Below are 19379 nucleotides of genomic sequence, written 5' to 3' on the forward strand. Positions count from 1 at the left end.
GCCGGAATATGCCGAAAACGCCTGGCCGGAATATGCCGAAAACCAGACTGCCTGCTGCCACCCCAAAGTGGCCTGATTACGCCGAAAACGAAGTGGCCGGATTATGCCGAAAGGTGACACGGATCATCATGCCGGCGCTCACCGAACGGTGGAAGCAGCAGATCGTGCTCGATCCCCGCCCGGGCGCGGGCACGGTCATCGGCACCGATCTGGTCGCGAAGAGCGCCCCCGACGGACATACCCTGCTGCTTACGTCGAATCTCTTCACCAACGCGCCGATCACCTACGCGAAGCTTCCCTACGATCCGCACACCGATCTGGTGCCGATCACGCTCGTGACGATCTCGCCGCACGCGATCGTCGCGCATCCGTCGCTGCCCGCGCGCAATGCCCGCGAACTGATCGCCCTGGCCAAAGCCCGCCCCAGGCAGATGAACATGGGCAACACCGGCTCGCCGCTGGCGACCTACAACTTCAACATGCTGGCCAAGGTGAGCGTGGAACCCATTCCCTACAAGGGTGCGGGGCCGCTGATGACCGACCTGCTGGGCGGCCACATCCCGCTGGCGATCGCTGCGATCAGTTCGGTGCAGTCGGCCGTCAAGTCGGGACGGGCGAGGATCATCGGCGTCGGATCGCTTACGCCTTCAGTGCTCTTTCCCGAGGCACCCGTGATCGCCGATGGTCTGCCAGGCTTCGAGTCCGTCTCCTGGTTCGGCCTGATGGCGCCGAAAGGAGCCGCGCGTGAACTGGTGCTGCGTATCCGCAACGACGTGGCGGTCGTCCTGCAACAGCCGGATATCCGGCAGCGCATGCTGGAGATCGGTGGCGAGCCTGTCGGCAATGCTCCGGAGGAGTTCGAAGCCCGGGTCCGCAAGGAAATCGCGATGTGGCGCCAGGTCGCGGAGGTCGCCAACATCAAGCCGCAGTAGCGCTACTCGGCCCCGGACCCGATACGAGGGGCATTGCGGAGCATTCGCTGAGCTGACGGATTTCCTCAACGACAATCATCCAGGCTCCGGGTCTTCCATGACCAACCGCCCCTGCGGATCCACCGGCGGCCAGCTACCTGCGCCTGTCCGCTGCTCGAACCAGCGGTGCATCGCTGCGTCATCGACGGAATACTCTCCACGAGCGGACTTCCAGACCAGCGCCGGCGTGCGTGCACGCAGCGACTCCAACGCGCGCTGGACCATCTGCGGCGTCACTCGGCCCGTGGTCCGGTCAACGTAGAAGCGCAGCGCGTCACTGTCTTAGGCCCGGAAGCGCGGCCCCTGTTCGAGCAGTCGCCACAACACCGCCTGCTCCAACGGACGCAGGGCCAGATACTCGGATTCCATCAGCGCCTCGTCGACCTGCTGGCGCTGTCGCGCAGCCTGAAGCACCGCCTGCTCCAGGCGGATTCCTTCCAGTCCGGACAACGGACTCAGGGCGTTGCTGAGCGCGTCCATGAAGAACTGCGGCCGCTGGCCGAAGCCCTCGAAGGCCTGCATGAGCGCAGCGCGATCGATCGGCTCAAGTTGCGGCCGTTGCTGCGCGATCAGCCGGGCCACGTGATCGACGAAATCCTGCCCGAGCAAAGGCATGCGCGAGATCTGCGAGCCGAAGAACGGGGCGCCACTGGTATTGATCAGGCGCAACAGCTTATCCCGATCGGACCCGGACATCACGAGCATCAGGTTCACCTCGCCCGGACGATTGAGCTGGTCTCGCGCGGACTTCAACGCGGACAGGGTGGCTTCTCCCGCGTCGCTGGTGAGTGCGTGCTGTGCCTCATCCACGATCAAGGCAACAGGTGCTCTGGCGGCTTCGTGCAGCGCGCGCAAGGCATCCGGCAGCGTCACGCCATCGGCCTTGCCGATGCGGGCGAGGTCGATCTTGAACGCACCGGCGATCGTGACACTATCGACCCCGGCGGCCCTGGCTGCGCGCTTCACGACACCGAGACGCGGCGCCAGCACGCGGGCGATGGCATCCGCGATCAACGATACCGGGTCCCGTCGCTGGTCGGACCAGAGGTCCACGTAGACGACCACCGCACCGGCAACTTCGAGCGCCGGCACGAGATCGACCTGAAGGAACGTGGACTTGCCCGTGCGCCGCGGCGCAGCCAGGAACAGGCCGTTTTGCGCGTCCCCGAACAGCGTCTGTCCTCGCAGCGCCGCCACGAGGTCGCGAGCCAGCGTATCGCGCGGGAAGTGGATCACGTTTAGCTTTGTTTATCTCTTTTTATCTCTAAACCGCTAATTTATCGCTTTTCCGATAAAAGTCAATAAAAGAACTGTCCGTCGTCGCCGGTCATTCTGACGATCGCAAAGTCGATACCGCGCAGCGGCGTGGTGTCGCGCTCGGCCTCCAGCGCCTCGGGCAGCGCCAGCAGATGACTCGCAAGGTTGGGCATTTCCAGCGGGTACAGGCGCGCGCCGTCGGCCAACGGAACGATCATCGCGCAGGGGAGCCAGTCGCCCAATTCTCGATCCGCAAGGCCGGGATCCTCGAGAAATGACGCGTGTTGTTCGTCACGAGCACCGCGTCGAGCGCAGAAATACAGAGGTCATGCGGCTTCTCCCGCCCGACGCGCATGTCGAGCATGTACAGCAAGGTCAATCATCCTCGGACAGCACGCGGGAACGCAGCGGTTCGTTCAGCGGACGGGTGCTCAGCAGTTCGTTTCGCAGGTCAGCTGAAGTGAAGCGGAACTCGGCGGGCAAACGCACGGCCTGGCTGCCGCCATTGTTGAAAAGCTTTGCCGTCTTCGTGTTCATCGAGCCTCCGGCGCCTGATGTATATACTGATGAATACATGCCTCTGCGCGGACATGTCGCTGGTTTGTGGATTCATCGACATGAGGGGGCGGCGTAGCCGTGGATGTCACCGATGACGTCGCCGGCGGTCAAGCGAGCCTCACGCGATCGCCAGCCTCAATTGCCCGACCTGTTCAGCCGTGGGCCGTACGCGTATCTCGATGTCGTAGCCCAATCGGTTCAGGCAGTCCATCAGCTTGCGCTCGGACAAATTGGCGAAATCGCCACGCATCAAGCCGGACACTTTCGGCTGCGGGATGCCCATGCGGCGGCCCGCTTCTTCCTGCGTGAGCCCGAGGCGACGCACTGCCCGGGTGATCTCGATCACCAGCCCCGATTTGATCTTGAGCTTGTCGGCATCCGGCAGGTCCAGGTCGGCAAAGACGTTGCCCGAACCAGGTTCGACCTCGATGCCATCAATGACGCGCCTTGCCATGTCGCAACTCCTCTGCACGTTGCGCGAAGTCCAATGCATGGCCGAAGAACCTCCGCACGCGGAGCGGCAATGCCATCAGGTCCCTTTTGCTGCTGGCGATCCAGAAGAGCGGTCTGGATTCATGACCCTCGGGCACAGTCTATACCTTTTCAGGAATACTCGAGAACCGGAAGACTGAAGAACGTAGCCGGTCATCGATCGCAACGCGCCGCCGGGAAACGCCCTTTTAATTGCGATTCCCGAGGTTGAGGCGAGCCGCCTGCTCGGCGCGTGCAGTGCAATGACAACCGCCCGCTCGACGGCGCTTCCAAAACCGGCGCCGACCACCGAGGCGCCGCCGCGCGAAACATCCAGAGCATCATCGACCGGCATCACTTGGACTCCACAAAGTTGGCAGCACTGAGTTCCCTCTCCCCATCCCACCGATACGCCACCATCCGACCCGACCTCGGCACCGAGTAGTCGCAGCAGGCGACCTTCGACGACTGCGGCGTGCGCGGCCCGTCCATCCAGTAGTGTCCGATGAACACCGGCGCGCCCTCGACCTCGCCGAAGCCGTCGTAGTCGGGTACTGGCGTGCGGTCGCACAGCCGCTCGCGTGCTTCGTCCGAGACGAAGGCCGCCGCGCGCCAGCTGCTGCCCTTGGGCAACCACCAGCGCAGACGTACTTCGGGCCGAACAACACCGCCGTGGTCGACGAAGGTCACGCCGTCGGGCAGGAAGGCCTCCAGCCCCTTGGTCACGCCCTCCATCGCCGTCCACTCCGGTGACCCTTTCACGCCCGCGGCCTGCAGGAATGCGTCGTCAAGGCCGTTGCGAAGGCGATCGTCGAGACGCCGGACGAACGTGTCGTTCCACCAGGCGTGCGCGACGCGGATGCCGCCGAGGTCCAGCGCGACTGGCAGGGTGCGGAACCACTGGATCATGTCCTTGTGCAGATCGGACCCTTCCTTGACCTGCTTCAGAAACTCGGCGTGGTTTCCAAGGTTCCGCGCAGTGTGCTTCTTCAACCACGCCTCCGGCGGCAACTCATCCGCGCGCTTGCCTTCGCCGACGGGCTTCCCGTCCGGCCCGAGCCGCCGGGTCATCCAGCCGATCGCGTTGTACTCGTGGTTGCCGAGCACGCACAGCGCCTCGCCGTCATCGACCATCGACTTCACCATCTCCACCACCCGCACCTGCTCCGGGCCGCGGTCGACCAGGTCGCCGACGAACACGGCCTTCCGGCCGTACGGCGCGCGCCAGCCCTTCCCGCTCGGGACGTAGCCCATCCGCCGCAGCAGCGCCTCGAGCGGTGCGGCATAGCCGTGGATATCGCCGATCACATCGTAAGCAGTCATCAGAACCTCCTTAGTTGCATCCCACAACGAACACAGTATGCACGTGTTAGGTGTACGATGCAACTATCAAACTCAGGTCCACCCAGCATGGCTGCCACATCCACTCCCCCGATCCATCCGATGCCCTTCACCCGCCTCGAGCTCGCGGTCTTCGCGGTGCGAGAGGGCATGCTGCAGGTCCTGCTCGCCCGACGCGCCGAGGCGCCGCATGCCGGACGCTGGGCACTGCCCGGCGGGGTGCTGCGGGTAGATCTCGACGCCTCGCTCGAAGCCGGAGCACAGCGCGTGGCCACCGAGCGCCTGGGCGCGCCGCTGCCGCTGCTGCGCCAGCTGTGCGCGGTGGGCGGACCCCAGCGCGATCCGCGTGCGCCCTGGGCGCTGAGCGTCGTCTATCGGGGGCTGGTCCCGGCCGACGCGCCCGACTTCAGCGCAGGCAAGCGCATCGAAGCACTCGCCTGGCGCAGCGTGGACGAGGCGATCGCGGCGCCGCTGGCCTTCGACCACGCCACGCTCGTCGACAAGGCAGTGCGTGCGATGCGCGCTGACATCGACGTGCTGGACCTGCCGTTCGGCTGCCTGCCGGACGCGTTCACGCTCGGTGAACTGCAATCGTTCTGCGAGCATGTGCTCGGGCATCCGCTCGACAAGTCGAGCTTCCGGCGACGCCTGTCGGATCGGGACCTGCTGGTGCCGGTGGATGGGGAGTTCCGGGTGGGGGCGTTTCGGCCGGCGCAGTTGTTTCGGGGGGCCACGGTGGGGCGCTGAGCCGATGGAGAGTGTCCGGATTTTTGTGTGCGAGGCGTTGATTGCACTGGTCGTTTACGTCCGTCTATACTGAAAATTCGGTGCATCGTGACGACAAAAGAACAACCTGTCATCGACGGAGGAACTCCAAGTGAAGACCATCACACCCACGCAAGAAGAAATGAAGAGTCGTATCGCGAGGTTCAAGGAACTCAAGCCGCGCGGTGCCCACTTCGAGAAGGAATTCGGCATCCCCTTCGAGGTGATCCGGCTCATCAATCCCAAAGCGAACTATGTGGTGATGGCACCCCAGTCTGTCGGGGGACACCTGTCGCCAAACCCTGCCGTCGTCGGCGGCGACAAGGGCGTTTTCCGTATCGGCATTGCCGAGTGCACCCCGGGCGATGGCCCGGCGCTGCATGTGCACTGGAAGACGCATGAGACGTTCATGCCGCTCTCGGGCCGTTGGGAGTTGCAGTGGGGTGACGAGGGACAGGAGAAGGTCGTTCTGGAGCCCTTCGACCTGTTCGCGGTGCCCCCGGCGGTGACGCGCCGCTTTGTGAATGTGTCCGACCAGAATGCGCACCTGCTGGTGATCATCCAGGGCCAGCCCGAGGATTTTGACGACGTGGGCTTATCCCCGCTCTGGGGGCAGAAGATCGTCGATAAACACGGTCAGGGCATGCTTGACAAGCTGATCAGCCACGGCTGGCGATTTACGCTGGAGGCGCCTGAGGCGGACGCCCCCCGGATCAACGCCGCTCGCGCCTGAGTCCGGGGGTGAGTATTTCCCCGGAGTATCAGGCTGCGCTGGAATGTCTGCGGGCAGCGGGCGTTACGAACGCTGATCCGACTGCTGCCAGTCTCGAAGAAGCGCGGGCCACGCAGCAGCGCTACTTCGCCTTTCTGGCGGAGGATCCGCCGCCGGTACCTGAAATCGAAGACCACGAACTGCAGGGGCCTTCCGGACCGCTCCGGTTGCGCCTTTACTACCCGACGGGCTCACGTGGGAAACCTGCCGTTCTGTTCGTCCGGGGCGCAGGTTGGTGGGCAGGAGATCTCGACTCCCACGATCGCACTGCGCGGCTGTGTGCGCTGAAAAGCGGTCTTCCGGTCTGCTCGGTGGACTACCACTGCGCGCCCGAAGCGCATTTTCCGCAGCAGCGCGACGAGGTCATTTGTGCCGTCGAATGGATCAACGCCAACGGTCAACGTCTGGGCGTCGACGGCAAATCCATCCTGCTCTGGGGCGAGTCTGCAGGCGCGAGTCTGAGCGTACTCGCCGCGTCCCGGCTGCGCGCGATCGGTGACAGATCAGTCAAGGGCCTGCTGCTTTTCTACGGCAACTTCGAAGGGCCGACCGATCAGACGCGAGCCTACTCGAAGTGGGTCTGGACCCAATACCTCGGCACGCCCTGGCAGCAAGTAACGCCGCAGGCGGTGCCGTTGCGCAACGAACTTGCGGGGCTGCCGCCGACATGGCTGGGCGTGGGTGACGAAGACCCGCTGTTGCGCGACACGCTGCTCATGGAACAGGCGCTCAAGGCGGCGGGCGTAGCGACTACGCTCAGGAGATATCCCGGCCTGCCGCATGGGTTCGTCACGATGAACCGAGTGTTCCCGGGGGCGGTGTCCGCCATCGAGGAGGCTGCGGTTTACGCGCGCGAGTACGCAGGGCTGGCTTAGATCGATCGGAAGCGCTGGAATCAGAGCCGCCGCGAGCGGCCAGCCACCAGGCTTTCGGACAGGAGGATGAGCATGTTCGTTAGGCGTCTGATTGCAGCGCTTTTTCTTGCGGGACTCGCACAAGCCGCGTGGGCTGCGTGGCCAGACCGGCCGATCCGGCTGGTAGTGCCGTTCCCCCCAGGTGGTACCAACGATGCGATCGGACGGTCGCTGGCAGCGCAGGTGGCCGACCAGATGGGCGTGTCGATCGTCATCGACAACCGGGCAGGCGCGAACGGAATCATCGGCTACGAAATCGTGGCGCGGTCCTCGCCCGACGGGTACACGCTGCTCCATACCTCGCCATCGTTCACGATCAACCCGAGCATCTACCGAAAGTTGCCGTTCGATGTCGAGCGGGACTTCACGGCGATTGCGAAGTTCGTGCAGGGTGCCGGCTACTTCCTTCTCGTGCCTCAGAACAGCCGTTACAAGTCCCTGCAGGACTTTCTCGCACGGGCGCGGGAGCAGCCTGTTTCGTACGGATCGGCTGGCGTGGGAAACACCCTCCACCTGGCGGCAGCGCTGCTGGGAGTGACTGGCAAGCTGAACCTGCTGCACGTGCCGTTCAAGGGCATGGCCCCTTCGCTGACTGCCGTCATGAGCGGCGAGGTGGAATTCATCATGGCGCCACCACCTGTAGTCATGCAGCACATTCAATCCGGCCGGGTCCGCGCGCTCGGATTCACCGGCAAGGCCCGTCTGCCCGCTGCTTCAAGCGTGCCGACGGTCGCCGAGTCAGGGATTCCTGGCTACATCGTGCCCGGCGGCTGGTTTGGCTGGTTCTCGGCGGCACGCACGCCGATGGCGATCGCGAGCCGTTTACACCAGGAACTGGCGAAAGCCGTATACGAGCCGAAGGTGCTGGATTACGTGCGCTCTGGTGGCTTCGATCCGGAGGTCGTCGGGCCGGCTGAATTCCAGAAGTTCGTCTCTGAAGACATCAGACGCTATGCGGCAATGGTGAAGGCAGCAGGGGTCGAGCCACAGTAGGTCGCCCGCCGCTATTCTCCCTCTCGCCGTACGACGAAGTCGGTGTGAGCAGGGGCGGGACGGGCGCGAGTTGACGGTCAGTCCAGGAACGAAGTGTCGGTGACAGCGACTTCAGGCAGCGATCGCGTAGCTGAGTGTGTTCGGCGACAACTATCCTTATCGGCGGCGCCAGATTTGGCGCTACCATCGATGGTGTTTCGGTGACGACATCGTGAAGATCAAGGATGCTCAGGGAGTGGCGACGCAGGTCTACGAAGAAATCAAGCGTCGGGTCATCCAGGCGGTCTATCCGCCCGGGGGTAAGCTGTCAGAGGCCCGCCTGGGGGACGAACTCGGCTGCGGGCGATCGCCGATCCGTACGGCCTTTGCCCGCCTGAACGGCGAGGGCTTCATCGCGGTGAGCCCGCAGAGCGGCACCTATGTTCGCGCGCTAACCGAGCAGGAGATCCGTGACATCTTCGAGTGCCGACTCCTGCTCGAAACCCATGTCACACGCTTCGCTGCCCTGCAGATGGATGCCGAGCAATTGCGACGGCTTCGTGTCGCTTTCAGGCGCCTGGCGCCGCAAGGCGCCGCCGACGTCACGCTGGACCTTATCGAAGACTTCAATGAACTCGATGCCATGTTCCACATGGCTATCTACAAGGTCTCGGGCAACGAGGTGATCACCGGCATCCTTCTCAACCTGCACGAGAAAGCCCAGTGGTTGAAGCACACGAATCCGTCGCCGCCCGAACGGATGCACCTGGCCTTCCGGGAGATCGAGCTGGTCCTCGAATCGCTGGAAGAGCGCGATCCGGATGAAGCGGAGCGCCGGATGCGGGCGCACATCGGTAATGCCGAAGACTACGGCGCGAGCAGCCGAAGCGGCGAGAACATGCACCGTTCCGATGCATCGTCGCCCCAGAAAGTCGCATGAAGAAAGTCATTGGATATCTAGTTGACTAGCACGAGAAGCCGCTTCTAGACTGACTGTTTGGTCCACCCCTCAGAGCGCCATTCAACAGTCGGGAGCCTTCATGCGCACGTTTCACCGCTTGCTGCTTTGCCTCGTCGCCGTGTCCTGCACAGGCACTGCCGTTGCCCAAGCGCAGTTCCCGGTCAAGCCGATCCGCCTGGTCGTGCCCTGGCCACCGGGCGGTGCGGTGGACACCATCGGTCGCCTGGTCGCGCAGCACATCGCGGAACCGTTGGGACAACCGGTGATCGTGGACAACCGGGGCGGGGCCGCAGGCGCGATCGGTTCCGATCTCGTGGCGCGTGCGCCAGCCGACGGCTACACGCTGCTGATGGGATCGACGTCGGTCATCTCGATCAACCCTGCGCTGCAGCCGCTTCCGTACAAGCCCACCGACTTCGCGCCGATCACGATGGTCGCGTTCGTCCCGCACGTGCTGGTCATACCCGCCGAAATTCCGGTGAACAACCTGCGGGAGTTCGTCGAACACGTGAAGGCCCGTCCCAACCAGCTCAACTATGGCTCGGCAGGCCAGGGTACGCCGCACCACATCGCGGCAGAGATGTTCAAGGCTGCGGCCGGCGTGACCCTGCTGCAGGTACCGTTCAAGGGTACGGCACCGGCGCTGCAGGACCTGCTGGCCAACCGCGTGCAGTTCATGTCGGTCGAACTGGTATCGGCGCTGCCCCACATCCAGTCCGGGCGCCTGAAGGCGCTGGGCGTGGCGACACCCGCCCGCAACCCGATGGCGCCGAAGATCCCCACGGTGGCAGAAGCAGGCATCCCCGGTTTCGATGTCACGGCCTGGTACGGCGTGGTCGCTCCTGCGGGCGTGCCGCCGGCTGCAGCCGAACGTTTGGCCAGCGCCACGTCCAAGGCATTGACGCTCCCCGATTTCCGGGATCGTCTCGCCGCCATGGGGGCGACGCCGGTGGGCGGAACGCCCGCCGAGTTCGGAAAAATCCTCGAGCGCGAGAACGCGAGCTGGTCAAAAGCGATCAAGAATGCCGGCATACGTCTGGATTGACGCGCCTTTGCCGAGGCCGCCAGCCAGTAGGCACCACTACATCGGTTACCATACTGGTCGACTAGTTGCCGCACATAAGAGGAAACCATGACGGTGGATATGTTCGCGCCTGAAACCTATGCGGCTGCCCGGCTGCCCTTGCACCAGGCGAGCGCGCTGCCTGGCTGGTGCTACGCGTCCGATGCCTGGTACCAGCGTGAGGTGCAGTCGATCTTCCGCAAGGACTGGCTCTGCGTCGGCCGCGTCGAGCAGATCCCGGCGCCTGGCGACTTCTACACGATCGAGCTCGTCAAGCAGCCGCTGATCGTCGTACGCGACGAGACGGGGCAGGTCCGCGTCCACTCGGCACTGTGCCGACATCGGGGCGCGATCATCACCGAGGGCGAAGGCAAGTGCCGCGCGCTGGTCTGCCCGTACCACAGCTGGACCTATTCACTCGGCGGCAATCTGGTCAGCGTACCCGGCAATCCGCCCCCGATGGCTGGCGTCGAGGGTTTCCGCATGGAAGACCACAGCCTGACGCCGGTGCGCTGTGAGTCGTGGGGCGGCTTCATCTTCGTGACGTTTGACGCCGAGGCGGCGCCACTGCTCGAGTGGCTCGGCGAACTGCCTGCCTTCCTCGCGGCGTATCGACTCGAGGAAATGCAGTGGACCCGGCGCGACACCTACGAGGTCGAGTGCAACTGGAAGGTCTGGCTGGAAAACGCGTTCGAGAACTATCACGCGATGACCATCCACCGAAAGCATATGGATCCGGAAAACCCGCAGAACTGGAGCTTCGAGAGCGGCAAGGCTGGCCCATGGGAAGCCATGTACAGCCGGCGCAGTATCGTCGCCTATTCCGGGCTGCCGCCGATCGAAGGGCTGAGCAAGAAGCAGAACGAAGGGCTGTACCACATCTGGATCCAGCCGAGCGTGCAGGTCATCCTGACATCCTCGTACATGAAGTTCCGCCAGTATCTTCCCGAAGGTCCAGGCAAGCTGCGCCTGTACGAGAACTGGGCCTTCCCGCGCTCGACGGTCGAGCGCCCGGACTTCGACCAGATCGTCGGCCCCGCCTACTACGAGAAGTACTCGCAGATCGTGCTCGAAGACCTCGGCATCAACCCGAACATCCAGCGCTCGATGGCCTCCGGCAGCTATCGCCCCGGACGGTTGTCGCTCGAAGAGCATATCGTGCATCGCATCGCCAACCGCGTGCTCGACCGGGTCATCGGGTCGCCCGCTGCCAACGGCTGACATGACCATGCATATCCACATCGAGAACTCGCGGAAGATGATGCCTGTGTTCATCGTCCACGAGCATCAGTACGAGACCGCCCTCGCCCGCCACCCGGACGTCGCGGCGAACATCCATACCACCTGGGGCTGGGACGAGGATATCTACGCCGCCGAGATGAAGACGGCCGAGGCGATGATCAGCTACCGGTTCCCGCACAGGACTCTGGCAGCCGACGCACCCGCGCTTGAACTGCTGCAGGTACTCGGCGCCGGAGTCGACTACCTGCTACCTCTCGACTGGTGTCCGCCCGGGGTCACGCTGCTCACGAACAGCGGCGCCCACGTGCCCAAGGCGGCACAGTCTGGAATCATGGTGCTGATGATGCTCAATTCGCGCCTGCCCGAGCTGAACGGGTCCCAGCGCCGGCGCGAATGGAACCGTGTCTTCACCTCGACCCTGGACGGCAAGACAGTGCTCATCGTGGGCGTCGGAGCCATTGGTGGCGGCATCGCGGAAGAGGCGAAGCGGTGCGGCATGAAGGTGCTTGGCATCCGGCGAAGTGGCGCAGCGCATCCCTCTGTCGATGAGATGCACCAGCCACAGGCCTTGCACGCGTTATTGCCTCGGGCCGACTTCGTGATGATCAATCTCGCGCTGACGCCTGAATCGCGTTTCGTGATCGGCGAGACCGAGTTATCCCTGATGAAGAAAGGCGCCAGCCTGGCCAACATGAGTCGGGGCGGCCTGGTCGATCCCGCGGCCCTCGACCGCGCCTTGCGCAGTGGGCATCTGGCCGGGGCGATGATCGATGTCACATGGCCAGAACCACCGCCCGAGGACTGGCCCTGGTGGGACACGCCCAACCTGATCATCACGCCGCACGTGCTGTCGGACGACATCGACGCGTACATCCCGCGTACGCTTGATATCTTCTTCGAGAACCTGCGGCGACATTGGTCGGGGCAGCCGCTGACAAATGTGGTCGATCTGGCCCGCGCGTACTGATGACCGCACCAGGTGGGTTGCCCGGCGCTGAACTCAGGCTTGCCCAAGTACGCGAGATTCGCGAGCTCGCGCGGGATATCCTCGGTTTCGAACTGGTTGCTCGCGACGGACGTCCGTTGCCGCCGTTCACCGCAGGGGCGCACGTGGACGTGCATACGCCGAGCGGTAAGGTTCGCCAGTACTCCCTCTGCGGAGATCCGGCGAATCGTGACAGCTACCTGATCGCGGTCAAGCGGGAGAAGGACGGACGCGGTGGTTCGCTGAGCATGCATGCTCGTATCGAAGAGGGCAGCACGCTCGCTATCCAGTGCCCTCGCAACCACTTCCCGTTGGCCGATGCGGCGGAGTCCAGCCTTTTCGTTGCAGGTGGCATCGGCATCACCCCGATCGTCGCGATGGTGCACACGCTAGCTGCGGCTGGTCGCCCGTGGACGCTACACTACTGCGCAAGGTCGGCAGACCATGCCGCGTTCCTGTCCGAGATCGGCGCGCTGCCCGGAGGCACGGTGCACACCCACTTCAGCGAACTGCCTGTACTGGATGTTCGCGGGCTGCTCGAGCCGATATTGCCCGGCCGCCACCTCTACATCTGCGGTCCCGCGGGATTGATGGATGCTGCGCTGAAGGCAAGCACGCACTGGCCCGTCGAGCATGTCCATCACGAGTACTTTGCCGCCCCGCCTCTTGTCGCGAACTATGCGGCGCCCACCGCGTTCGAACTCCATCTCGCGCGCAGCGGCGGGACGCTCACGGTACCGGCGGAGCGGTCCATCGTGCAGGCGCTGCGCGAATACGGCGTACATCTGCCGACCGCCTGCGAGGAAGGTGTGTGCGGGACCTGTGAAGTAGCAGTCCTGGACGGCCTGCCCGAGCATCGCGACTTCATCCTTTCCGGCGAAGAAAGGACCGCTAACCGCACGCTGATGGCCTGCGTTTCACGCGCCCGCAGCGCCCGACTGGTACTCGACCTGTGATGGGAGCGGCACTTGGAGCCGGTTGAACTGACGCAGCGGCTGGTAAGGATGGACACCATAAACCCGCCGGGCAACGAGATGCAGTGCGCCCGCCTGTTGCAGGAACTGCTGGATACGGCGGGCTTCGAAACCTCGCTGATTCCGCTTGGCACCGACGCCCAGCGCGCCAGCCTCGTCGCCCGGCGCGGCTACGCAGGCGGCGCGGCGGGCAATCGTCCCATCGCCTTCACCGGACATATCGACGTGGTGCCACTGGGGACCCGCCGTTGGACGCACCCGCCCTTCGACGCGGTGGTACACGATGGCCGCATTCACGGACGTGGCACGAGCGACATGAAGAGCGGTATCGCGGCGTTCGTCTGCGCGGCCATCGCGGCGCCACCGGAAGCCGAGTTGCTGCTGATCATCACCGCCGGCGAGGAAACCGGCTGTGACGGGGCCCGGGTACTCGCCGCCGGGCCGCATCTCGGCAGCGCCGGCGCGCTCGTGGTCTGCGAGCCCACGGACAACGTCGTCTATGTCGGGCACAAGGGTGCACTCTGGCTACGCACGGTGATGGAGGGCAAGACTGCGCACGGATCGATGCCGGAACAGGGAGACAACGCGATCTGCAAGGCGGTGGCCGCGATCGACCGCATCACCCCGTTCGACTTCTGCTGTGACCGACACGCGGTGCTCGGCGGGCCGACGCTCAACGTGGGCACCTTCCATGGCGGGATCAATATCAACTCGGTGCCGGATCGAGCGGTATTCGAGCTCGACATCCGTACGGTGCCGTCGATGGACCACGCCACCGTGCGCGCAGCGCTCGCCGCGCAGATGAATGAACGCGCCGACATCGAGGTGCTGGTCGACCTGCCAGCGGTCTGGACGGACCCGCAAACCCCATGGGTCCGACGCGTGATGGACGTGGCATCGCGGGTCACTGGTCGCGCAGCCGAAATACGCACCGCCACCTACTTCAGTGATGCGTCGCTGCTCGGGCCAGCGCTGGGGCATGTGCCTGCGATAATCCTTGGTCCAGGCGAGCCCTCGATGGCGCACCAGACCGACGAATGGTGCAGCATCAGCAACGTCGAGCGTGCCACGCGGATCTACGGCGAGATGATCCTCGACTGGATACGCTGCGAGCAGGCGGTCTGAACCGGCAGGGATACGCGATCCAAGCCAGAGGGCCGCTCCTGCTGCATCCGTTGCGTCAGCTGCGAGTGCCTCAGGCGACGACGTTCTCGGGCAGCACGTCGAGGTCGGTCAGGCTGAAGCCTTCGAACGTACGCTTGCGACCTTCGACCCCGAGCACATGGTCGAGCACCCAGTTATCGATGGCATGGACCAGCGGCTCATGCTCCGACAGGCGCCCCGGCCGGCTGAACCGGTTCGACACTCCCTGCTGCTGCTGGATGCTGATATCGATGTCTTCCTGGGTCGTCATGTCCCAGCGCCGGTAGTAGTTCTGCACCACTTCGTCGAAGTCGGCACGCTGGGTGATTTCCTTAGGGAAGCAAGACCCAACGATCAAACGCATCGTGGTGGCGGTCACCGGGTGGATCTCGAGGTACCACATGCAGTCGATCGCGCAGCCGAGCATCGTGCTGGGATAGATCAGCGGATAGTAGGTGCCCTTGGCGGCCTTGCCGTCCAGGGTGGGTATCCGCGGGAAGGCGGCGTCGCCGAGGATCACCGCGCGCGTTCCTTCATGTTCCTTGTGCATCACCACCCAGTCGCCCGCCGTCGAATCGAAGGTGCGGTCGTTGGCGACGCTACCGCGCTGCCGGTTGATGCTTGCCCTGTGGACATGCGGCACATGGAACGCTTCCATCGCGTTCTCGACATATATCTTCCAGTTGCAGGCGATCTCGTACACCTTGCGCCGGGTGCAGACCATGTTCTCGAAGTGATAGCTGGAGAACGGGGTCTTTATGTTGCCGAGATAGTGCTCGAGGCTTTCCGCCTCCGGATCGAAGTTGACGAAGACAAACCCGCCCCACGTACCAGTGCGCACCTTCAGCAGCGGGTAGTCGCCCTTGTCGAAACACTTCGAGGACGCCATTCCCGGCGCCGCGACCAGCGTGCCGTCGGTCTTGTACATCCAGCCGTGATAGCCGCACTTGATGCCCTTGGACGTCCCCTGCCCGGTGGCGACCTTCGCACCGCGATGCCGGCAGGAGTTGACGAACGCCTGTACCTCACCATCGTCGCGTCGCACGATCAGCAGAGGGACGCCAGCGAAATCCTGCGTGTAGTAGTCGCCCGGGTTGGGGATGAAGTCGACGCGGCCGATGAAGTTCCAGACCTTCATGAAGATCGTGTCGATCTCCCGCTGGAAGAACTCCGGGGAGGTGTAGCACTCGACCGGCAGAGTTTCCGCTTCGAGCAGCGGACGACGGACGGCTTCATAGGTGCGCGGGTCGAACAGATCCATGGCGAGGCAGGCTCCGGTTGTCTTTCGTCGGGCAGTCGATGAATGGTAAATCGAATGACGGATGGTTACCATATTGCATGGCCATCATCGAGATACCGGCGCGGTCCGGCACAGCGGTGCCGTTGCATGCAGGACAGGCACTGCGCGTCATCAATACCCACGGCGGGCAGGTGGTCGACATGTGGGCCTTCGTCGACGGCAGCAGCGAGCACCTCTCGATGCCGCATTCGGTGGTGACCCTCGGACGCATCAAGCCGCTGCCGGGCGATACGCTCTTCACGGACTTGCGTGAACCCCTGCTTCGGCTCGATCAGGACGATTCGCCAGGCGTGCACTGCATGCTGTTCGCCGCCTGCGACGCTGCGCGCTATCGGTTGCTCGGCTATTCCGGCCACCATGCTAACTGCGCCGACAACCTGCGTGCTGCGATCGAGCCGTTCGGGGTGAACATCTCCTATGTTCCGACCCCGCTCAACCTGTTCATGAACACCCGCTTCCACGAGCACCGGCACATGGTCGTCGAAGCCCCAGAACCCGCCGTGGGTGCCAGCGTGACGTTCCGTGCGCTGCGCGATTGCCTGGTCGTGCTTTCCGCGTGTCCACAGGACCTGATCCCGGTCAACGCACACGGATGCACGCCGCAACCCGTCGCCTGCGAGCGTTTGCCGTGATCGATCCGGCGCGGTTCCACGTCCATCTCGAGAACTGCACGGCGAAGCCGAGAATCTTCTGGCTCACCCCGGCGCTCGCCCGCGCCACGCAGCGCCGGCATCCGGAACTCGCCGCCCAGACACGCTTCACCTGCGGCGCCGATTTCCGGAACCTGGCGCGACAGCTTGCCACCGCACGGATGCTGATCACCTCGGGGGACGTCGTGCGCGATCCCCGATTCCCGCGCGGCGCGCAGCTCGCGGCGGCGGCGCCGATGCTCGAACTGGTGCAGATGATCGGTGCAGGCATCGAGGCGGTATTGCCGCTCGACTGGCTGCCCCCGGGCGTACGCTTGGCCAACAACAGCGGCGTCCATGTCGCGAAGGTGCGCGAGTTCCTGCTGATGTCACTGGTCGCGCTCAACTGCCGGCTGCCGGCGATCGTGTCCAGCCAGCGTGATCGTCGCTGGGACCAGATATTCACCTCCGCCATCGCCGGGAAGACTCTGGCCGTAGTCGGGCTCGGCGACATGGGCCGCGCGGCCGTGTGGGCCGGACGCCGGCTGGGGCTGCGGGTGACGGGCGTACGAGCTTCAGGCGACCCGGTACCCGGGGTTGATCGGGTCTACCGCCCAGCGCAGTTGCGCCAGGCGCTGAAGGGGGCCGATTTCGTCGTGATCGCAACACCGTTGACGCCGGCCACCCGGGGATTGTTCGACCGACGCGCGCTCGAGTCCATGAAGAAGGGTGCGGGACTGATCAACATCGGGCGCGCGGGTGTACTCGACCACGAGGCGCTCGAGGCCCTGCTTCGCGCAGGGTGGATCAGCGGCGCGATCCTCGACGTACATGCCCCCGAACCTCTGCCGGCCGATTCGCCGCTCTGGGCCGTGCCCAACCTGGTCATCGTGCCGCACGTGTCGTCCGACGACCTCGATACTTACATGGACCACACGATGGACTTCGCCTGCCGCAACCTGCGCCGCCTGATGTCAGGGCGGCCCCCGCTGAACGTCGTCGACCCCGCCACCGGATACTGAGCCATGCCCGTCATCCACTTCCGATCGCCCGATGGCCGCGAACATCAGGTGCAGGCCGATGCCGGCACCACGCTGATGCGCGCCGCCGTAGACAACGGTATCGAGGGCATCAGTGCCGATTGCGGCGGCGAGTGCGCATGCGCAACCTGCCACGTCTACGTGGCCGGAGATTTCCTCGACCTCATGCCGCCGGTCAGTGCTATCGAGGAAGACATGCTCGGCTTCGTCGTGGCCGAGCGCAGGCCGGGCAGCCGCCTTGGTTGCCAGATACCGATCACCGACGCCCTGGACGGCTTGCTCGTGACACTGCCGGACGCACAGCACTGACCTGCCGACGTACCGGCTCGGCCGCGCCCTCTCGCCCCACCTTGAAAAGGAAGCCGCCATGAACCGCATGCTCGCCTCTGCCCGGGTGATCGTCCTTGGTATCGCAACCCTTTCCGCCGCGGCGGCCGTTGCGCAGCCCTGGCCGGGCAAGCCCGTGCGCATGGTCATTCCGTGGCCGCCGGGCGGTGGCAACGACATCCTCGGCAGGGTCCTCGCCGAAGCGATGACCGGCCCACTCGGCCAGCAGGTGCTGGTGGACAATCGTGGTGGGGCCAACGGTCTGATCGGCGCCGAAGCGGTCGCGCGCGCCGCGCCGGACGGCTATACGATCATGTTCCACAGCGCGTCCACCCACCTGATCAACGCGGCTTTCTACAAGAAGGTGCCGTACGAAACCATCACCGACTTCGCGCCCGTGACCCTGATCGGCGAGGCTGCGCATGCACTCGTCGCCAACCCGGCATTCCCGGCCAGGACCGTACGCGAGGTGATCGCCCTGGCGCAGGCCAAGCCTGACATGATCACCTACGCATCATTCGGCACTGGCAGTACCAGTCACCTGTCCGGCGCATTGTTCAGCAGCATGATGAAGGTAAAGGTGACCCATGTCCCGTACAAGGGCAGCGGGCCCGCGCTCGCGGACACGATCGCAGGCCATGTGCCGCTGTTCTTCCCGACGGTAGCCGGCGCATTGCCGGCGATCCGCGCGGGCCGACTGCGCGCGATAGCGGTGACTTCCTCGACCCGATCGCGTTCGCTGCCCGACGTGCCGACGATGGACGAAGGCAGCGGCATGCGCGGTTTCGAGACCACCGCCATGTACGCCGTGTGGGCGCCGGCAAGGACACCCGAGCCGATCATCGCCCGGCTCAACACCGACATCACCCGCCTGTTGAAGACGCCCTCCTTTGCCGCGATCCTCGAAGCGCGCGGGGTCGACCGGATCGTGCCCAGCACGCCGGAAGGCATGACTGCCTACCTGAGCGACCAGGCACCAAAGTGGGCGAAGCTCGCTCAGGAGTCTGGCGCGCGGCCGGAATGACCCTGGGGCAGGGACCACGCGCAGCAGAATAACCTCGGGTCGATTACCGGCCCAACTCGGCGCTACCGGAATCGGTCGGAGTGTGGGCCGATGGCGTGCCGGTGCCGCTGCCACCCGGGGTGCGGCCGGTTGCCACGCGGGATGCGGCGCGAGCGATGGTCGCGGAATTGCACGGCAAGGACTTCCTGGCGCTGACTTCGGGGGAACTGGCGCGCTGGGGGCACCCTGGGACGGTTGGATCGTGGTGGGAAGCGCGGAGGAACCGCCTATGTCACCCTTCAAATCCACCCAGATCGGCAACGGCTGCGACGTCGCGCGCGCCGTGAAGGACACGCACGATGAGGATGCCCTGCTCTGACGGCAGGTAGTAGATTGCGTAGGGCGACTGGAAGATCACCCTGAGGCCGGGCGCAAAGCGCTCGCGCGGGGTGCCGATGGCCGGCGCGTGCTGCAAGGTTGCGAAGGCCTTCTCGATCGATTTGACGAAGCGGGTGGCGACGGGCTCGGAGGCTTCGGACGCGAGGTAGGCCGCACCTGGGGCCGAACGCAGTTCTTCGAGCACTACCGCGCCCATGCCCAGTCGCTCAAGCGCTCGATGCGCCAGGTGCACCGTGCCGGGGAGAAGCTGTTCGTCGACTACGCCGGGCCGACGATTGCGCTGCGCGACGGC

21 protein-coding genes and 1 pseudogene are annotated in these 19379 nt (G+C 64.7%); 15 read left to right on the plus strand and 7 right to left on the minus strand.

What is annotated here, in order from left to right:
* Positions 1–932: hypothetical protein (locus ING98_20740; GenBank protein ID MCA3104303.1), on the plus strand; the 932-nt coding region annotated here is incomplete at its 5' end.
* 75 nt (positions 933–1007) lie between these two features.
* Here the strand turns inward: ING98_20740 and ING98_20745 are convergent.
* The 5 genes and pseudogenes from ING98_20745 to ING98_20765 form a co-directional block, all read right to left on the minus strand.
* Positions 1008–2207 (minus strand): annotated as a pseudogene (locus tag ING98_20745) (ATP-binding protein).
* 62 nt (positions 2208–2269) lie between these two features.
* Positions 2270–2470 carry a hypothetical protein gene (locus ING98_20750; GenBank protein ID MCA3104304.1) on the minus strand — a complete coding sequence of 67 codons (201 nt, stop codon included), beginning with the start codon at positions 2468–2470 and terminating at the stop codon, positions 2270–2272.
* A gap of 133 nt (positions 2471–2603) precedes the next feature.
* Positions 2604–2765 (minus strand): hypothetical protein, encoded by a 162-nt coding sequence (locus tag ING98_20755; GenBank protein MCA3104305.1) that lies wholly within the window; start codon positions 2763–2765, stop codon positions 2604–2606.
* A gap of 139 nt (positions 2766–2904) precedes the next feature.
* A complete protein-coding gene (locus ING98_20760; GenBank protein MCA3104306.1) occupies positions 2905–3240 on the minus strand; it encodes an XRE family transcriptional regulator in 336 nt (111 codons plus the stop codon).
* Positions 3241–3611: 371 nt separating this feature from the next.
* Positions 3612–4580 (minus strand): metallophosphoesterase, encoded by a 969-nt coding sequence (locus ING98_20765; GenBank protein ID MCA3104307.1) that lies wholly within the window; start codon positions 4578–4580, stop codon positions 3612–3614.
* An 87-nt stretch (positions 4581–4667) separates the two neighbouring features.
* Here ING98_20765 and ING98_20770 point away from each other — a divergent pair, with 87 nt between their 5' ends.
* From ING98_20770 to ING98_20815, 10 genes are all read left to right on the plus strand, one after another.
* Positions 4668–5345, plus strand: a complete 678-nt coding sequence (locus ING98_20770) for an NUDIX hydrolase (protein MCA3104308.1) — start codon at positions 4668–4670, stop codon at positions 5343–5345.
* A 130-nt stretch (positions 5346–5475) separates the two neighbouring features.
* Positions 5476–6096: a cupin domain-containing protein gene (locus ING98_20775; GenBank protein MCA3104309.1), complete on the plus strand. Its 621-nt coding sequence runs from the start codon at positions 5476–5478 to the stop codon at positions 6094–6096.
* An 8-nt stretch (positions 6097–6104) separates the two neighbouring features.
* Complete coding sequence (locus ING98_20780; GenBank protein ID MCA3104310.1) at positions 6105–7010, plus strand: alpha/beta hydrolase; 906 nt, start codon at positions 6105–6107, stop codon at positions 7008–7010.
* 222 nt (positions 7011–7232) lie between these two features.
* Positions 7233–8042, plus strand: a complete 810-nt coding sequence (locus ING98_20785; protein MCA3104311.1) for a tripartite tricarboxylate transporter substrate binding protein — start codon at positions 7233–7235, stop codon at positions 8040–8042.
* 136 nt (positions 8043–8178) lie between these two features.
* Positions 8179–8961 (plus strand): GntR family transcriptional regulator, encoded by a 783-nt coding sequence (locus ING98_20790; GenBank protein MCA3104312.1) that lies wholly within the window; start codon positions 8179–8181, stop codon positions 8959–8961.
* Between the two features lie 100 nt (positions 8962–9061).
* Complete coding sequence (locus ING98_20795; GenBank protein ID MCA3104313.1) at positions 9062–10027, plus strand: tripartite tricarboxylate transporter substrate binding protein; 966 nt, start codon at positions 9062–9064, stop codon at positions 10025–10027.
* 99 nt (positions 10028–10126) lie between these two features.
* Positions 10127–11266, plus strand: a complete 1140-nt coding sequence (locus ING98_20800) for an aromatic ring-hydroxylating dioxygenase subunit alpha (GenBank protein ID MCA3104314.1) — start codon at positions 10127–10129, stop codon at positions 11264–11266.
* Between the two features lie 7 nt (positions 11267–11273).
* Positions 11274–12254 (plus strand): D-2-hydroxyacid dehydrogenase, encoded by a 981-nt coding sequence (locus tag ING98_20805; protein MCA3104315.1) that lies wholly within the window; start codon positions 11274–11276, stop codon positions 12252–12254.
* Complete coding sequence (locus ING98_20810; protein ID MCA3104316.1) at positions 12254–13228, plus strand: oxidoreductase; 975 nt, start codon at positions 12254–12256, stop codon at positions 13226–13228. Before ING98_20805 ends, ING98_20810 begins: the two co-directional genes overlap by 1 nt.
* Before the next feature lie 48 nt (positions 13229–13276).
* A complete protein-coding gene (locus ING98_20815) occupies positions 13277–14371 on the plus strand; it encodes a M20 family metallopeptidase (protein ID MCA3104317.1) in 1095 nt (364 codons plus the stop codon).
* A gap of 70 nt (positions 14372–14441) precedes the next feature.
* Here ING98_20815 and ING98_20820 read toward each other — a convergent pair whose 3' ends face one another.
* A complete protein-coding gene (locus tag ING98_20820) occupies positions 14442–15650 on the minus strand; it encodes an aromatic ring-hydroxylating dioxygenase subunit alpha (protein ID MCA3104318.1) in 1209 nt (402 codons plus the stop codon).
* Positions 15651–15727: 77 nt separating this feature from the next.
* Here ING98_20820 and ING98_20825 point away from each other — a divergent pair, with 77 nt between their 5' ends.
* The 4 genes from ING98_20825 to ING98_20840 are packed head-to-tail and all read left to right on the plus strand — an operon-like array spanning position 15728 to position 18709.
* Positions 15728–16321: an urea carboxylase-associated family protein gene (locus ING98_20825; protein MCA3104319.1), complete on the plus strand. Its 594-nt coding sequence runs from the start codon at positions 15728–15730 to the stop codon at positions 16319–16321.
* A complete protein-coding gene (locus ING98_20830) occupies positions 16282–17340 on the plus strand; it encodes a D-2-hydroxyacid dehydrogenase (protein MCA3104320.1) in 1059 nt (352 codons plus the stop codon). Before ING98_20825 ends, ING98_20830 begins: the two co-directional genes overlap by 40 nt.
* A 3-nt stretch (positions 17341–17343) precedes the next feature.
* Positions 17344–17667 (plus strand): 2Fe-2S iron-sulfur cluster binding domain-containing protein, encoded by a 324-nt coding sequence (locus tag ING98_20835; GenBank protein MCA3104321.1) that lies wholly within the window; start codon positions 17344–17346, stop codon positions 17665–17667.
* Positions 17668–17725: 58 nt separating this feature from the next.
* A complete protein-coding gene (locus ING98_20840; GenBank protein MCA3104322.1) occupies positions 17726–18709 on the plus strand; it encodes a tripartite tricarboxylate transporter substrate binding protein in 984 nt (327 codons plus the stop codon).
* Positions 18710–18980: 271 nt separating this feature from the next.
* On the opposite strand, the gene ING98_20845 is transcribed toward ING98_20840, so the two are convergent.
* Complete coding sequence (locus ING98_20845) at positions 18981–19271, minus strand: type II toxin-antitoxin system RelE/ParE family toxin (protein MCA3104323.1); 291 nt, start codon at positions 19269–19271, stop codon at positions 18981–18983.
* Between the last annotated feature and the right edge of the window lie 108 nt (positions 19272–19379).

The organism is Rhodocyclaceae bacterium (assembly GCA_020248265.1).
In the GTDB taxonomy this organism is placed as follows: domain Bacteria; phylum Pseudomonadota; class Gammaproteobacteria; order Burkholderiales; family CAIKXV01; genus CAIKXV01.

What these genes read in the sequence shown, in the direction of transcription:
- ING98_20755 (MCA3104305.1), bottom strand. Translation starts at nt 2,765, where the DNA reads ATGAACACGAAGACGGCAAAGCTTTTCAACAATGGCGGCAGCCAGGCC.
- ING98_20760 (MCA3104306.1), bottom strand. Translation starts at nt 3,240, where the DNA reads ATGGCAAGGCGCGTCATTGATGGCATCGAGGTCGAACCTGGTTCGGGC.
- ING98_20765 (MCA3104307.1), bottom strand. Translation starts at nt 4,580, where the DNA reads ATGACTGCTTACGATGTGATCGGCGATATCCACGGCTATGCCGCACCG.
- ING98_20770 (MCA3104308.1), top strand. Translation starts at nt 4,668, where the DNA reads ATGGCTGCCACATCCACTCCCCCGATCCATCCGATGCCCTTCACCCGC.
- ING98_20795 (MCA3104313.1), top strand. Translation starts at nt 9,062, where the DNA reads ATGCGCACGTTTCACCGCTTGCTGCTTTGCCTCGTCGCCGTGTCCTGC.
- ING98_20800 (MCA3104314.1), top strand. Translation starts at nt 10,127, where the DNA reads ATGTTCGCGCCTGAAACCTATGCGGCTGCCCGGCTGCCCTTGCACCAG.
- ING98_20805 (MCA3104315.1), top strand. Translation starts at nt 11,274, where the DNA reads ATGCATATCCACATCGAGAACTCGCGGAAGATGATGCCTGTGTTCATC.
- ING98_20810 (MCA3104316.1), top strand. Translation starts at nt 12,254, where the DNA reads ATGACCGCACCAGGTGGGTTGCCCGGCGCTGAACTCAGGCTTGCCCAA.
- ING98_20815 (MCA3104317.1), top strand. Translation starts at nt 13,277, where the DNA reads ATGGACACCATAAACCCGCCGGGCAACGAGATGCAGTGCGCCCGCCTG.
- ING98_20820 (MCA3104318.1), bottom strand. Translation starts at nt 15,650, where the DNA reads ATGGATCTGTTCGACCCGCGCACCTATGAAGCCGTCCGTCGTCCGCTG.
- ING98_20825 (MCA3104319.1), top strand. Translation starts at nt 15,728, where the DNA reads ATGGCCATCATCGAGATACCGGCGCGGTCCGGCACAGCGGTGCCGTTG.
- ING98_20830 (MCA3104320.1), top strand. Translation starts at nt 16,282, where the DNA reads ATGCACGCCGCAACCCGTCGCCTGCGAGCGTTTGCCGTGATCGATCCG.
- ING98_20835 (MCA3104321.1), top strand. Translation starts at nt 17,344, where the DNA reads ATGCCCGTCATCCACTTCCGATCGCCCGATGGCCGCGAACATCAGGTG.
- ING98_20840 (MCA3104322.1), top strand. Translation starts at nt 17,726, where the DNA reads ATGAACCGCATGCTCGCCTCTGCCCGGGTGATCGTCCTTGGTATCGCA.